General features: G+C 75.0%; 13 protein-coding genes. 8 read left to right on the plus strand and 5 right to left on the minus strand.

Annotation, left to right across the window (positions count from 1 at the left end; genetic code table 11):
• Positions 1–168 precede the first annotated feature (168 nt).
• A complete protein-coding gene (locus tag ACFXPX_RS24235) occupies positions 169–798 on the plus strand; it encodes a LysE family translocator (RefSeq protein ID WP_380592170.1) in 630 nt (209 codons plus the stop codon).
• Positions 799–849: 51 nt separating this feature from the next.
• On the opposite strand, the gene ACFXPX_RS24240 is transcribed toward ACFXPX_RS24235, so the two are convergent.
• Positions 850–1,503, minus strand: coding sequence for a class I SAM-dependent methyltransferase (locus ACFXPX_RS24240; RefSeq protein WP_380643209.1), 654 nt, complete (start codon positions 1,501–1,503; stop codon positions 850–852).
• Between the two features lie 365 nt (positions 1,504–1,868).
• Here ACFXPX_RS24240 and ACFXPX_RS24245 point away from each other — a divergent pair, with 365 nt between their 5' ends.
• The gene (locus ACFXPX_RS24245) at positions 1,869–3,167 is read left to right on the plus strand and encodes an Ig-like domain repeat protein (protein WP_380643211.1); all 1,299 of its coding nucleotides are present in this window, start codon (positions 1,869–1,871) and stop codon (positions 3,165–3,167) included.
• 197 nt (positions 3,168–3,364) lie between these two features.
• Here ACFXPX_RS24245 and ACFXPX_RS24250 read toward each other — a convergent pair whose 3' ends face one another.
• Positions 3,365–4,402 (minus strand): helix-turn-helix transcriptional regulator, encoded by a 1,038-nt coding sequence (locus ACFXPX_RS24250; protein ID WP_380643213.1) that lies wholly within the window; start codon positions 4,400–4,402, stop codon positions 3,365–3,367.
• Positions 4,403–4,508: 106 nt separating this feature from the next.
• On the opposite strand from ACFXPX_RS24250, the gene ACFXPX_RS24255 reads away from it, so the two are divergent.
• Positions 4,509–4,907 carry a VOC family protein gene (locus ACFXPX_RS24255; RefSeq protein WP_380643215.1) on the plus strand — a complete coding sequence of 133 codons (399 nt, stop codon included), beginning with the start codon at positions 4,509–4,511 and terminating at the stop codon, positions 4,905–4,907.
• An 86-nt stretch (positions 4,908–4,993) separates the two neighbouring features.
• Positions 4,994–5,329, plus strand: a complete 336-nt coding sequence (locus ACFXPX_RS24260) for a hypothetical protein (protein WP_380531155.1) — start codon at positions 4,994–4,996, stop codon at positions 5,327–5,329.
• Between the two features lie 34 nt (positions 5,330–5,363).
• Here the strand turns inward: ACFXPX_RS24260 and ACFXPX_RS24265 are convergent, their stop codons facing one another.
• Positions 5,364–6,872 (minus strand): tyrosinase family protein, encoded by a 1,509-nt coding sequence (locus ACFXPX_RS24265; RefSeq protein WP_380643217.1) that lies wholly within the window; start codon positions 6,870–6,872, stop codon positions 5,364–5,366.
• Between the two features lie 415 nt (positions 6,873–7,287).
• Here ACFXPX_RS24265 and ACFXPX_RS24270 point away from each other — a divergent pair, with 415 nt between their 5' ends.
• A complete protein-coding gene (locus tag ACFXPX_RS24270) occupies positions 7,288–7,764 on the plus strand; it encodes a MarR family transcriptional regulator (RefSeq protein WP_380531150.1) in 477 nt (158 codons plus the stop codon).
• A 69-nt stretch (positions 7,765–7,833) separates the two neighbouring features.
• Here ACFXPX_RS24270 and ACFXPX_RS24275 read toward each other — a convergent pair whose 3' ends face one another.
• Positions 7,834–8,592 carry a polysaccharide deacetylase family protein gene (locus tag ACFXPX_RS24275; RefSeq protein WP_380592181.1) on the minus strand — a complete coding sequence of 253 codons (759 nt, stop codon included), beginning with the start codon at positions 8,590–8,592 and terminating at the stop codon, positions 7,834–7,836.
• A gap of 7 nt (positions 8,593–8,599) precedes the next feature.
• Complete coding sequence (locus tag ACFXPX_RS24280) at positions 8,600–10,675, minus strand: glycosyltransferase (protein ID WP_380643219.1); 2,076 nt, start codon at positions 10,673–10,675, stop codon at positions 8,600–8,602.
• A 364-nt stretch (positions 10,676–11,039) separates the two neighbouring features.
• On the opposite strand from ACFXPX_RS24280, the gene ACFXPX_RS24285 reads away from it, so the two are divergent.
• The 3 genes from ACFXPX_RS24285 to ACFXPX_RS24295 all read left to right on the plus strand — a co-directional run bounded on the left by ACFXPX_RS24285 (position 11,040) and on the right by ACFXPX_RS24295 (position 14,456).
• Positions 11,040–11,894, plus strand: a complete 855-nt coding sequence (locus ACFXPX_RS24285) for a hypothetical protein (RefSeq protein WP_380643221.1) — start codon at positions 11,040–11,042, stop codon at positions 11,892–11,894.
• 160 nt (positions 11,895–12,054) lie between these two features.
• Entirely contained in the window at positions 12,055–12,843 is a 789-nt protein-coding gene (locus ACFXPX_RS24290) for a YcnI family protein (RefSeq protein ID WP_380643223.1), read from the plus strand.
• A gap of 218 nt (positions 12,844–13,061) precedes the next feature.
• The gene (locus tag ACFXPX_RS24295) at positions 13,062–14,456 is read left to right on the plus strand and encodes a TolB family protein (protein ID WP_380643224.1); all 1,395 of its coding nucleotides are present in this window, start codon (positions 13,062–13,064) and stop codon (positions 14,454–14,456) included.
• The last annotated feature ends 42 nt before the right edge of the window (positions 14,457–14,498 follow it).

Consider the following 14,498-nt stretch of genomic DNA (forward strand, 5'->3'; position numbering starts at 1 on the left):
CCGGACGCGGAGCCGGCCCCCGCCCCCGTCGCCGCCAGCCTACCGATCAGTGCGGCCGCACGGGATTCGTGAATGCGGCGGTACCGGGCCTTCACCTCGCCGCCGGTCCTCCGTCTCGACCTACGAATATCGCTTGCAGGGCTGCCACGCCCGCACGAGCATCGGCCCATGCCTGTCGATCCGCACCTCTTCGCCGTCTTCCTCGTCACCACCCTCGTCGCGATGGTCACCCCGGGACCGGACATGCTGTTCATCCTCGGCTGCGGGATCCGCGGCGGCGCCCGTGCCGGGCTGCTCGCCACCGCGGGGGTCGCGACCAGTGAGGCCGTTCACATCGCGCTCGCCGCCGTGGGACTGTCCGCGTTCTTCGCCGCCGCGCCGACCGCGTTCACCGCGCTGCGCCTGGCCGGCGCCGCCTACCTGGTGTACCTCGGTGTGCAGGCGATCCGCCACCGCGGCCGGGAGCGGGTCGAGTCGGCGGGCGCGAACGGGGTCTCCGGCCGACGCGCTTACGTTCGCGGGCTGTTGACCAACTTGGTGAACCCGAAGATGGTCACGTTCACGATCGCGTTCCTGCCCCAGTTCGTCGACCCCGGCCTGGGTCGGGTCTGGCTCCAGTTCCTGCTCCTCGGGGCGGTCTTCATCGCGATCGAGTTCCTGGTCGACGGCACCGTGGGCGTGCTCGCGGGCCGGATCGGGGGCTGGCTCGACCGGCGCGCGGCCGCGCGCCGCCGACTCGACGTGGCGACCGGCGGCGTCTTCATCGGCCTGGGCGTACGTCTCGCGGTCGAGCGATAGGGCGTTCCGCACGGATCGACCACCCGTCGGCCCAGCTCAAGGGTGTGATCCTCAAGGCAACGAGGAGTGGGGAGTCGGCCCCACCCCCATACCACACCAGCGCCTGAGCGGCGTCCTCGCCGTGCGCTGTGCGTCCGAGCTCGGCGTCGCTGGAGTTGTCACCCCTGGGCATCCGGTTCTCCGGTCTCGCTCGATACTGTCGCCGGGAAGCAGATCGGCGGGTTCGTCCCACGCGGCGTTGTCGGCTGCCCCGGCTTTCGGGCCAGGAGGTAGGCCTGCTGGCCCTGTCGGGGCCTCTCGCTCCGCGAAGACCACCGGCAAGAGCTCCGGAGGGGTGTGGACGGTCGAGTACCAGGCGAGGATGCCGCCGAGAGTGCCGTCCGGCAGGTCCAGGTCGGTCATCGACCCTTCGTCGAACTGCAGGTCCGGGTGCGTGCGACGGGCGACGGCAACGGTCTCCGGCGACAGGTCGATGCCGAACGCGGTCAGCCCGAAGGAGTGCAGGTGTGCCGTCACGTGGCCGGGCCCGCAGCCGAGGTCAGCGACGGGCCCGGCGTCGACGGCCCGGGTGAGTTCGGCGAATGTGCTGATCATCGCGCGGCCGTACAGGTCGCCCTCGAACGCGGGTGGCACGAGTTGGGCGTAGTCGACGGCAACGGTGTCGTAGGCCACCCGAGTGGCGTGTCGGTAGGTCGGCTCGGTCATGGCTGAGGACGGTAATGCCTGCCGAGGGGCGTCGCGCTGGCGCCGGTGTACGCGGCTCGGTGAGTTCGGGTGCCGGGTGCCGGGTGCCGCCCGGTGTGATGGTGTGCGGCACGCCGCCGTCGGAGCAATCGGGGCGCGAGGGCCGGCCGGTCGTCACGCTGGGCCGGGTGATCACGCTCCGGAGCAGGGATGCCACCGCTGCACGGGTCGCGTGATCCAGCACCCCGAAGCCCCACCTCCAGCCAGCACATCGGGAGACACCAGTGATCGGACACCACGCCCCAGGACATCCCGTCGTCGCAGGAGAGGCGGGCGTCCACGTTCGTGCGCGGTGGTGGCGGGCCGGGGTGGTGGCAGGGGTGTGCGTGGCGCTGGCCGGTACCGGGGTGATCCCCGCGACCGCTGCGGCGACGGGGTTCGCGCCGGGCACCACCCCGGTGCGGACCCGAGGGGCCGACCCGGTGGTCACCTTCGCCTTCACCGGCGGCTCGCAGAGCCTCACCATCCCGGCGCAGGCGGTGGTCACGATCACCGCCGACGGTGCGGGCGGCGGCGACAACACCGGTACCTCCTGTTCCGTCACGGGGACGGGCGGGACGGGGGCGCGGGTCGTCACCACCCTCCCGCAGACCACCGCCCCGACGACGGTCACCGTCAACGTCGGCGGCGCGGGCGGCAAGGGCTGCAACGGCACGGGGACGGGGGGTGCCGGCGGGTTCAACGGCGGAGCTCCGGGTGGGGGCATCCCGGTCACCGGCTTCCGGGCGGAAGGGCCGGGCGGGGGCGGTGCGTCCAGCGTCAGCGTGGGCTCCTTCCTGGTGGTCGCCGGGGGCGGCGGTGCCGCCGGGGGTACCGGGGGCAGCCTGAAGGGCGGCGACGGGGGCAACGGCGGGACGACACCCGACGCCACCGGCGGTACGGCGGGAAGCGCGACCGGCCCTGGAGCCGCGCCGGGGCAGGGCGGTGGCGGCGGCAGCACCAGCACGAACACGGGTGGTCCGGGCGGGGCGGCCGGCACCGTCGCGTTCTGCAACGCCACGACGGGTGCGCCGGGAAGCGGGTTCGTCGGTACCGCGATCGGCACCGGCGGCACCGGCGGGGCGATCGACGGCGGCTGTGCCGCCACTGCCACCGGTGCGGGGGGTGGCGGGGGCGGCGGGTACTTCGCCGGCGGGGGCGGCGGCAGCGCTGCCGTCAACAGGACCGGCACCCTGGCGAGCGGTGGCGGTGGTGGTGGCGGGAGCAGCTTCGCGACCCCGTCGGGGACCGGGACGTCCTACGCGGCCTCGACGATCGGGACGGCGAACCAGAACGGCCAGGTGATCATCAGTTACACCGTGGGCAAGCCGGTCACCACGACCATGACCGCGATTCCCCGGAGCACCCGGATCGGTTCGCCGGTCGTGCTCAGCGACACCGTCTGCCCCGGCGCGGGCTCCACGACCAGGCCCACCGGAACCGTCACGTTCACCGACACCACCACCGGGACGGCCCTCGGCACGGGACGCCTGTTCCTCTCCCTCGGCAGGTGCGCCGCCGGCGGGACGGTCACCGCCTTCCGCACCGCAGGCACCCACACCGTCACCGCCGTCTACAGCGGCGACTCGGTGTACCAGGACAACGCCGCCGACCCCGAGACCATCACCGTGACGGTGAGTCCCTGATCGGAACGCCGCCGCAGCACCGGAGGCAGACCCTGCCTCCACCGGTGGCGGGAGGAACTGGACTCCGCCACCTCCCCGTTCACCTGGTGGTGGGGCACCCTGGCCGATGAGCGGGCCGCCTGGCTGGAGACGAAGGAGTGGCCGGCGCAGCGGCGCCGACCGGCAGTTCGGCCTCACCGGCTGCCGGCCCGCGCGGCTCAGGCGTGGCCGGTGGTGTTGCCGGTGGCGTGGTCGGGGGCTTGGCCACGGGTGTAGGAGGCGAGGCGGTCGGCCAGGGCGGCGACGAGGGCGCGTAGTTCGTCGGGCCGCTCGATGGCGAACGGCCGGTCCAGTGAGGCGAGTACGGCGGGCAGCCAGTCGAGCCGCTCCGCCCGCAGCTCGACAGTCCGCCAGCGCTCGGCCGTCGCGTCGTCCTGGAGGGCGACGCCCTCAGCGGCGTCGTCCGCCAGGCGCGCGACGCTCGCCGGGAGCCCAGCGCGGATCTGCCCGACCGTCCCGTGGATCCGGACCGTCACCTCGTACCGGTAGTCGGCCGTGGCGAACGCCGACAGCACGCGGTCCGCCGGATCCGGGCCGTCGGGCACGTCGAAGGAGCCGGGCAGGGTGCGGGCGTCCGCGATCCGGTCGAGGCGGAAGGTCCGGTCCTCGTCGATCAGGGCGTCGCGGCCCGTGACGTACCACCGGCCCGCGTGGGCGACGATCCCGTACGCGTGCAGGGTGCGCTCGGTGCGGCGCCCGTCGCGGCCGGTGTGGTGGAGGGAGACCGGTCGGCGGTGGCGGACGGCGTCGGCGAGGGTGAGCAGGACCTCGGCGTCCGGGGTGTCGAACTCGCCGGGCCGGTCCGTGAAGGCGAGGGCGTCCAGGAGCGAGTCGAGCCGGCGGGCGAGGTGCTGGGGCAGTACCCGGCGGATCTTCGCCGCCGCCGTCTCGCCCGCCGTGCGCTCCGCTGTGCTCAGGCCCGCGCGGCGGCCGGCGAGCAGGCCGAGCAGGACGGCCAGCGCCTCGTCCTCGCCGAGCATCAGCGGGGGCAGCCGGTACCCGGGGGCGAGCCGGTACCCGCCGTAGCGGCCGCGCACCGACTCCACCGGGATGCCCAGCTCGCTCAGCTGGTCCACGTACCGCCGCACGGTGCGCCCCTGGACGCCGAGCCGGTCGGCGAGTTCGGCGACGGTCCGGGTGCCGCCGGACTGCAGCAGCTCCAGCAGGGTCAGTACGCGGGCGGTGGGTCGGGGCATGGTCGAAGCCTAGGCGGAATAGAGGACCGGTTCTGTCCGGTATCCCGCCTAGCCTGCGACGTGCAGGTTCCCGAGTCCCGTTTCAGGTTCAGCCAAGGAGATCCCCATGGACTTCGTCTCGATCCGCGTCATCACCGCCGACGTCGCCCGCCTCGTCGCCTTCTACGAGCAGGTCACCGGGGTGCGGGCGGTGTGGGCCACCGAGGACTTCGCCGAACTGGGGATCGGCGGGGCCACCCTCGCGATCGCCGGCACCCGTACCGTCCCGCTGTTCGCCCCCGGCTCGGCCCGCCCGGCGGACAACCACAGCGTGATCACCGAGTTCCTGGTCGACGACGTGGACCGCGTCCACCGCAATCTGACCGCCGTCCTCACCGAGGTGGTCGCCGGTCCCACCACGATGCCCTGGGGCAACCGGTCGCTGCTGTTCCGCGACCCCGACGGCAACCTGGTCAACTTCTTCACCCCCGTCACCCCGGCGGCGCGGCAGAAGTTCGCCCGCTGAGCCCGCTGAGCCCGCTGCCCGCCGAGCCCGCTGCCAGGGGAGGCCCGCCCCTGGCCCCCGCGAGTCCGGTTCGACAGAATGTTCCGGTGACGAACTGGACCCGGATCCTGACGATGACCCGCAGCAACTTCCGTGCGGCCGACCCGGTCGAGCGGTGGACCGCCCGGGCGGCCTGGGCGCTGCTGACGGCGACGGCCTGGCTGCTGGTGATGTTCACGACCGTCTTCGGGGCCGAGGTCGCCGGGGTCCCGATGGGCACCGTGAGGTGGCTGGCGATCGTGCTCACGGTGGCGGTCCCCGCCGTCTCCTGGGCCGCCGTCACCTCCGGCGGCCCAGGCGGCCCCGGCAGCCGCAGCGGGACGTCGGCGTTGACGGTCGCGCTGCTGGTGGCGGCCGTCCTGCTCGTCATCGCCTTCGTCTGAGAGGTCGGGGGAGAGCGACGGGAGGGGCCGCGGGTTACGCCTCGCCGGCCAGGAGGCGGGCGTTGACGGTGGGGTGGCCGGCCTGGGCGAGGGGGAAGGCGGTGCCGACCTTCTCGGAGTGCCCGGGGACGTCGATCCGGACGCTCAGGGTGCGGTCCAGGACCTGCTCCCTCGTCAGCCGGAAGTCGATGTTGACGGTGGCGTGCTTGGCGCACGTCTCGCACTGGCGCGGGTTGTTCGGCTGGAAGAAGAACCGCTTCGCGACCGGCTCGCCGTCGGCGAGCAGGCTGACGACGAACGAGCCCGGGATGTTCAGCCGGTTGATGCCCTTCACCCGCACCGAGACCGGGTCCGCGCTGCGGAAGGAGAAGGTACGGGCGGCGTCGATGCTGCCGGAGAGGTTCTCCATGAGGGTCTCCGCGGGGGCGGGGGGCAGGTCCAGCCGGTCGTACCCGATGTCGGTGGCGATGGTCTGGTCGGCGGTCGCGGTGAACGGCGGCAGCGGGTTGAAGTTCGGGTCGGTGAGCCAGCTGTCGTCCCCGCCGGCGAGGGTGGTGCGGAACCCGGCCAGGGTGGTCGCGGTGTTGAGGTGCTGCCAGCGCAGCCACAGCCGGTCGATGTTGCAGTGGAAGAACCAGAAGACCGGGTCGAAGGCGGAGACCTCCTGGACGCCCATCGTCGGCCCGACCGATCCGTGGCCGCTGTCGTGGGCCTGGATCGAGAACTTCTGGTAGCCGTTGATGTCGGACGCGCCCCAGAGGGACTGGGCCATCGACGTGGCGATGTCGTCGAGGACCCCGAAGCTCGTCACGTTCGCCGTGATCTCGGCGACCGGGTAGCGCTCGGTCGTGTACGGGAAGAGCCCGGTGACCGGCGGCGTCGCGGTGGCGCCGGGGTCGGCCGGCAGGACGTACTGGTCGAACGGCGGGTGCTGGAGGCGGTCCGGCAGCGGGGTGGAGATGTCCCAGTAGGGGAGCGTCACGTCCTGGCAGCCCGGGACGGAACGCAGCGCGTCCTCGAACTCGCGCAGGTAGACGCGGTGCCAGGGGTTGAAGCGGGGCTCGTGGTGCAGGCACCAGGCCTTGGGGAGCCCGTGCTGCCCGGCCAGGGTGAAGTAGCCGTCCGGTGCGGTGCTGGAGCGGGCCATGACGCCGTTGAACGCCGTTGTCAGGAGGGCGAATTCGGCGTCGGTGAGCGTGGTGACGTCCTTGCGCAGCCGGGCCGGGGCCGCCCCGCCGGGCGGCGTCGTGACCGGTGTCGAGGTGCCGAGCGGGAAGCCGTTGACGATCCAGTTCTTGAAGGTCTGCGAGCGGTTGGCGCTCCACTTGCCCGCCGCGTCCGGGGGCATGCCCGCGTTGGGCGGCGAGGTGTGGGCGAAGATCGTGAGGGCGTTCTGCTTCACCCCGTCGTAGGTGCCGAGGTCGATGCCCTTGGTGGCCATGTGGGCCACGTCCTCGGGGCGGAAGTAGGTGCGGATGTCCGCCAGGTACGTCGGCGCCGCGACGACCGGATCGGGGTCGGGGGTGGTCGGGGGTGTGGTCACGGGTCCTCCGGCGGGCTCGGGGCGGGTGCTCGGGTCGGCTGCCGGGCGCGGCGTCGGCGCCCTCGAACAGCGATCGCGAGTATGCGGGAGCCCGAAAGGTCTCTGTACGACCGACACGTGCCCGGGTGCGGAGATACGTCGACCGGCCGTCGGAGCGTGACCCGGTCCGGGTGCGCGGCGCGGGGCCGGTGACCTCGCGGTTCGACGACATCGATGTAGACCGGAGCCGCCGACCGTGGGTAGGGTGTGGCTGCTCCCGCCCGTCCGCGGCACCGCGTGCCCGTGGTCCTCGCGCCCTCCGCGCGTTCCGTACCGCTCACCGCCGGTACGACTCGGCCCGGCGCGGGCATGGGCGTCGGCACTCCGGGGCCCGGACCGGAGGTGGTGCAGCCCTCTCCCAGCGATTGGATGGCACGTGTACGACGGGCGGAAGGGATCGTCGAGTCCCTTCGAGCAGACGGTCTACCTGCTGTCCGCGGCCGGCCGGGCGGCGGACGGCCTGCTGGCGGACCGCTGGCGGGCCCGGGGGATGGGTCAGACCCACCTGTCGGTGCTCGCGGCGCTGTCCCGGCAGGGCGCGCACGCCCGGCCCGACCTCGCCGCCCGGCTGCGCCTGCCGGAGGCGGAGGTCTCCGGGGCGCTCGACGAACTGCTGGCCGCCGCGCTGGTGCAGTCGATGGTCGTCCAGGTCAACGGCCGCCACGAGGTGGTGACCCTCACCGCTGCGGGCGAGGCCGCCCTGGAGGGGCTGCACGGCGACGCCGCCAGCGTCCAGGAGGACCTGCTGGCCCCGCTGACGAAGGGCCAGCGCACCGAACTGAACGCGCTGCTGCGGCGGGTGTGCGCCCGGGCGGCCCGCATCGCGGCCGGGCCGCAGTCCGTTTCGGGCTGACGCGCCGGGGCCGCCGACGCGCCGGGTTCCGTCGTCGGTTGACGCGCCGGGTTCCGTGGTCGGTCCGGTTCAGGCCGCGCCGCCTCGGGGCCCCGCCCCGACCCCGTGCTCGCGGAGCGGGCCGACCTGCCAGCCCCGGGTGGCGCAGTGGTCGAGCAGCCGGGGCAGGGCGCCGAGGGCGGAGCGCCAGGCCTCGGGGGCCGAGGTGCAGTCCGAGTCGTGCAGCAGGACGGTGCCGCCGCCGTAGAGGTCCGCGGTGACGGTGCGGTGGACGGTGTCCGGCGTGGCGCGGCCGGTCCAGTCCTCGCCCCAGCTCGTCCACAGCACCGGGGCCAGGCCGAGCCGGCGGGCCGCGAGGTGGGCGCCCGCGCTCATGACGCCGTACGGGGGCCGGAACCACTGCGGCGCGGTGCCGGTGAGGTCGGCGACGGTGTCGCGGGCCCGGCGCAGGTCCTCGTAGGTGGCGCGCGGCCCGCGCAGCAGCAGCGGGCGGTGCGCCCAGCCGTGCACGGCGATCTCGTGCCCGGCGTCGGCGATCTCCCGCACCAGCGCGGGCGCGCGGACGGCCATCGAGCCGAGCAGGAAGAAGGTGGCGTGCACCTGGCGCTCCTGGAGCAGGGCCAGGAAGGCGGGCGTGGAGGACGGGTCGGGGCCGTCGTCGAAGGTGAGAGCCACGTGGTCGGGGCGGCCGGTCCCAGCGAGCCGGGGCAGCAGCCGGTTGCGCAGCGGTCCGTAGGTGGAGAGCACGGGAGCCGCGTGGAGGGCGGTGACGGCGACGGCGGCGGTGGCAGCGGCGGCGCCGAGCAGCGGGAGCGCGCGGGGCTTCATGGGGGCCTCAGGAAAGGGAGTTCAGCGCGCCGAGGCGCGGCGGGCGGTGGGAGGTGAGCAGGCGGTTCATGGTCGTGGTGAGCCCCGCCGGATCGGCGCTGCCGCACTCGACCAGGACGATCTGGCCGGGTCTCAGCTGCGGGGTGACGGCGCTGCCGCAGGCGATCCGGAGGTCCGGGACGACCAGGTGCTCGCGGTGGTAGGCGGCCAGGCCGAGGTCGAGGGCGTCCACGTCCCGGCTGGAGAGGAAGAAGGAGCTGCCCGCGCCGGTGGCGGAGCGCAGGGCGTCGGCCCCGGCCTCGACGGAGTCGCGGCGGGTGACGATCCCGCTCTGGTAGGGCGGGCCGTAGCCGGCGTTGACCAGGGTGAGCCCGGCGGCCGCGAAGCGGCGGACCTCGGCCGGGTCGGCGGCGGCCTCGTCCGTGTCGACCGAGACGGCGGCCTGCACGGCCGACAGAGCGCGCAGGGTGGCGTCGTCGAGGTGCCCGCCGTGCGGCGGGTGCACCACGAGGAAGGCCCGGCCGGTGCGGCCGGCGTCGACGGCGTCGAACCCGCCGTAGGCGACGGCGAGTTGGGTGCCCGCGGTGGACAGCCAGGCGGTCGCGCTGAGCGCCGCGACCGCGAGGCCGACGCGACGGCCCGGGCGGCGGTCGGGGCTGCGGTCGGGGCGGCGTGGGGTGGGAGCGGAGGCGCGGGTGGGGATGGCTTCCCGGTCGGGGCGGCGGCGTTGCGCGGGGATCAGCGGTGGCGGTCCGGCGTGCACCGGGGGCGCGGCGTCGGCCGGTACGGCGGGGGAGGCGGCGGAGTCCGGTACGGCGGGGGCGGAGCCGGAGTCCGGTAGGGCGGGGGAGGGGGCGGAGCCCGGTACGCCGGGAGAGCCACCGGCGGCCCGTACGGCGCCGGAGGAACCGGCCGCGATGGCCGCGATGGCCTCCGCCGGCCCGGACGCGTCGCGGTGCAGCGCCAGCCCCGCCTCCCGGTACCGGCGCCCGGTGGGCCCGTCGACCATGGCGGTGAGCACGGCCGCGAGCTCCGCCGGGTCGCGGACCCAGGGGGCCAGGCCCGCCTGGTCGAGGGCGGCCGCGTTGGTCAGGCCGTGCCCGGGTATGCAGCGGTAGCTGACCACCGGCAGGCCGCAGGCGAACGCCTCCAGCGAGGTCAGGCCCCCGGCGTTCTGCACCAGCACGTCGCAGGCGTGCATCAGGCCGGGCATGTCCCGGACCCAGCCGAAGGCGTGCTCGACGCCGTCCGCCCGCAGCCGTTCCGCCAGGGCCCGGTTCTTCCCGCACACCACGACCGGCACCGCCGCCCCGGTGGCCCGCACCTCGGCGGCCACCCTCGCCACCTCGCCCACCCCCCAGGAGCCGGCCACCAGCAGGGCCAGCGGTGCGCCCGGAGGCAGCCCGAACCGGTCCCGGGCGGCCGTGCGCAGGGCCTCCGTGGTCGGGGTGAACCGGGGGTCGACCACCGGGCCCGCGACCGCGACCCGCTCGGCCCCGTGCGCACGCGCCTGTTCGGCGGGGACGGGATGGGCCGCCAGGTGGAGGTCGACGCCGGGCGCCACCCAGAGCGGGTGCACGGAGAAGTCGGTCAGGTAGACCGCGGCGGGCACCGCCAGCCGACCCCGGCTGCGCAGGGTGCCGAGCACCTGCCCGGCGATCGGGTAGGTGGCCACCACCGCGCGGGTGTCCGGCGGCAGCGCGCGCAGCAGCTTGCGGTGGGTGCTGCGCTGGATCAGCCGGATCAGGGCGCCCGGCCGGCCGGTGGACTCGGTGCTGGAGTAGATCCGCTGGTAGGCGGAGGGGGCGATGGTCAGCAGCCGCCGGTAGCACTCCGAGACCAGTGGTCCGAGCCCGGCGGGGACCAGGTCCAGGAAGTCCCAGCGGTCGACGGTGTGGCCCGACCCGGCCAGGCGCAGGGCGAGTTGGGCGGCGGCGCCGTCGTGCCCGGCGCCCACGCTCGCGGAGACGATGACGACGCGCCCGGCGGCGGTCCCGGCGGCGGTCGAGGCGGCTGGCGCGGACGGGCGGGACGCGTCGGCGTGGTGCGCCGATGCCTCGTGGAGGTGCGGGAGTTGCGACACGATCGGCCGATCCTCTGGCGGTGACGGGGCAGGGGCGGGTGGCTTCCGGTGCCCGTCCGGGCACGATCCGGTGCCCGGACGCGGCCGGGGCGCGGGGGGAAGCCGCCTGGTGCGACGAGCGGCGGCTGGGGCCGCGGCGAACCGCGGCACGGTCAGGATGACAGGGGCTTGCTGAAGATCCGCTTAAGCTCAACTACCGCTCCGGCGTGCCGCGATGAAGGCCTGCGGCCCGGTTTCCCGGACGGGTCGTACGGCTGTGGTAGCCGGGGCGGGGTGGGCCGAAACGCCGCCGGGCGCCGGATCGGGGACGAATCAGGGGAGACCCCGACGGGGCCCAGGGATCCCGTGCCATGATGGCGCCGCCATGACCGACCTCGACGCCGGGCCCGCACCGCTGCCGGTGCGCGCCGCCGCCCTCGACCTTCGCGTGCTGCGGGCCCTGCCCTTCGCGACGGTCTGCCTCGTGCTGTCCGCCGCCGGGCACGTGCTGGCCTCGGGGGACCGGCTGTCGCCCGGCGTGCTGCTGCTCGGGTGGGTGCTGGTCGTGGCGTTCGCCGTGCTCGGTGCGCGGCGGGAGCGTTCGGCCCGGGCGATCGTCGGCGCTCTGCTGGGCGGCCAGGCGGGCCTGCACCTGTTGTTCCACGCGGCCGGGGCCGCTGCCGGGGCTGGTACCGGGGCCGGGCAGTCGGGGACGGCGCGGGGCGGCACCGGTGGGACGGCCGGAATGCCGGATATGAGTGGGATGCCGGACATGGCGGGCATGCCGGGGATGAGCGGTATGCCGGGGATGGCCGGGCGTCGGAGCGCTGCCATGACGCACGTCACGGCGAGCGCAGGCGCGGGCACCGCCCACCACACCGCCGTGGCGGCGAGCCACCTCGGCTTCTGGTGCCATGCGACGCTCGTCGGGCTGAGCCCCGCGATGCTCCTGGCGCACCTGGGCGCGACCCTCGCCGCCGGCTGGTGGCTGCGCCGGGGCGAGGCGGCGGTGTGGGCGTTGGTCCGGCTCGCGGCCCGCGCCGCCGAGGCCACCGGGCGGGCCTGCGCGGCTCAACTCCGAGGAGTGCTGGCCCTGTTCACGGCCCTGCGGGACGGGCTGAACGCCCCCGGGCGCGCGCTGCGCCGGGCCTCGGGCGCCGACCGCTCGGGCCGGGCGTGCTCGGCCTTCCTACGGCACGTGGTGATCAGGCGCGGCCCGCCGGGGTGTGCGACGGCGTGACCGGAGCGGGGACGCTCCCGGGCCAGGCCGTCCTCCCGCCCCCGATCACCCACCGCACGCGACCTCCCGTACGGCGGCCGACGACGTCCCGGTTCGGACACCGGCCCGCCGCCCGCCCGTGCGCGGCCACGCGTGCCCTCCCCTGGAGAACGACCGCATCATGCGAGCTTCCCGCCTGACCCGCCCGACTCCCTTGACCCGCACCACCCGCCTGGCCGCCGCTGCCGCCCTGGCGGCCGCGACCGTCCTGGCCGCCGCCACCACGGCCTCCGCGCACGTCATCGTGGACCCGTCCAGCGTCCCGAAGAACGCCACCGACCGGACCTTCGCCTTCCGGGTGCCGAACGAGGACGACACCAAGAGCACCGTCAAGGTGGAGATCGACTTCCCGACCGACCACCCCGTCCCGTCCGCCCTGGTCGCGCCGGTGCCCGGCTGGACCGACAAGATCACCACGACCAAGCTCACCACCCCGATCCACACCGACGACGGGGACGTCACCGACGTGGTCTCCCAGGTGATCTGGACCGGCGGCCAGATCAGCCCCGGCCACTACCAGGACTTCACCGTCGAGCTCGGCGCGCTGCCCGAGGGCACCGACCAGGTGGTCTTCAAGGCCCTCCAGACGTACAGCGACGGCAATGTGGTGCGCTGGATCGAGGAGCCCCAGGCCGGACAGCCGGAGCCGAAGAACCCGGCCCCCGTGCTGCACCTGACGGCCGCGGCCGCCGACGGGGACAGCGCGGGCGCCGCGACCCCGGCGCCGTCGGGCGGTGCGACGGCAGCGCCGACGGCGACGGCTGCGGCTGCTGCGGCGAAGGCCGACGCCAGCGACGCGACCGCCCGCGGTCTCGGCATCGCCGGCATCGTGGTCGGCGTCCTCGGCGTGCTCGCCGCGGCGGCTGGCGTACTGCTCGGCCGCCGCGGCCGTACGGGCACCTCGGCGTGAGCCCCGGGCCGGTGCGGCGCTCTCCTGCCGCACCGGCCCGGCCCGGCCCGGCGGCGTAGCGGAGCGGGAGGTTTCGGCCGGAAACCCCGGCGGTGGCGTGTTTCCGGACGACCTGGCCCACGGTCGTTGACCGGCCGTCCGCGCGGGCGGTTGGCTCGTCCCGAACCGGGCCGCGGGGGGTGTTCGGGCCCGGCACCGTCATCTGGGGAGGATGATCCATGACCACCGCCCGCACCCGTCGCCGGTCGGCCCGCGCCGCCGCCGTCCTGGTGGCCGCCCTCGCGGCCGGCGCCGCGATGCCCGCCGCCGAGGCCCGGCCGCCCAAGGGCGAGACCGCCCGGGTCAGCGAAGGCCCCAAGGGCGAACAGCTCGACGGCTACTCGACCGCCCTCGGCCTGAGCGACGACGGCCGCTACGCCCTGTTCTCCTCGACCGCCACCAACCTGCTGCCGCTACCCGGTACCCCGAACAACGTCGAGATCTACGTCCGGGACCTGCGCAACGGCCACGTCGAGCGGGTCAGCGTCGCCGACGACGGATCCAAGCTGAACGCCATGACCTTCCAGGCCTCGATCAGCGGTGACGGCCGGTACGTGGCGTTCAGCGCCAGTGCCACCAACGTGCTGCCTGGCGGCGCCAAGCACCGCAGCGACGTCTACGTCCGCGACCGCTGGACCGGCCGCACCGAGCTGGTCACCGCGGGCGGCCTGCCCACCACCGACGACCAGAGCCGCTACGACGCCGAGAGCCCGTCGATCAGCCGGGACGGGCGCTACGTCGCCTACGTGTCCAACCGCGGCGACCTCGCCAGCGGCGCGGCGGTCACCGGCCAGAACAACGTCTACGTCACCGACCGCCGGACCGGCACCAGCCGCCTGGTCACCGTCGGCGCGGACGGCACGGCCGCCGAGGCCAACTCCTTCGACCCGACGATCAGCGCCGACGGCTCCACCGTCTCCTTCGGCTCCCGGGCGGGCAACCTGCTCCCCGCCGCGACCCCGGACGCGACCCCGGCCGCCGCCCCGGCTGCCACCGCGGCCCCCGCTCTGGCCCGGCCGCACTACTACCCCTACTACGTCTGGAAGGCCGGCACCGGCCGGATCGCCGCCGGCAGCCTGGACGCGGCCGGGCACCTGGGCGACGCCGCCCACGACGCCCGGATCAGCCGGGACGGCCGCTACCTGCTCTACTCCCTCGCGTCCTACGGCCAGGGCAGCCCCGGCCACGGCGGCACCCGACTGGACGTGTACGCCCACGAACTGGCCACCGGCCGGACCACCCAGGTCGACACCGGGCTGTCGGGCAGCACACCGGACGGCGAATCCTCCGGCGGCGAGATGACCGCCGACGGCCGCTGGGTCTACTTCGACTCCGCCGCCGACAACCTCGTCCCCGGCGACACCAACGGCGCCGTCGACGTCTTCCGCCGCGACCTGCGGACCGGGACGACCGAGCGGGTCAGCCTCACCCGCGACGGCGCCCAGAGCACGGCCGCCTCCTCCGCCCCCCGGGTCGACGCCACCGGCGACACCGTGATCTTCAACGCCGACGACGGCAACCTCGTCCCGGGGGACACCAACCTCCTCCAGGACGTCTTCCTGCGCCGCCCGTGAGACGGACCACCTGCCGGTCACCCCGGTGGTAGCGTGCCCCGA

The organism is Kitasatospora sp. NPDC059146, from assembly GCF_042786665.1.
Classification (GTDB): domain Bacteria; phylum Actinomycetota; class Actinomycetes; order Streptomycetales; family Streptomycetaceae; genus Kitasatospora.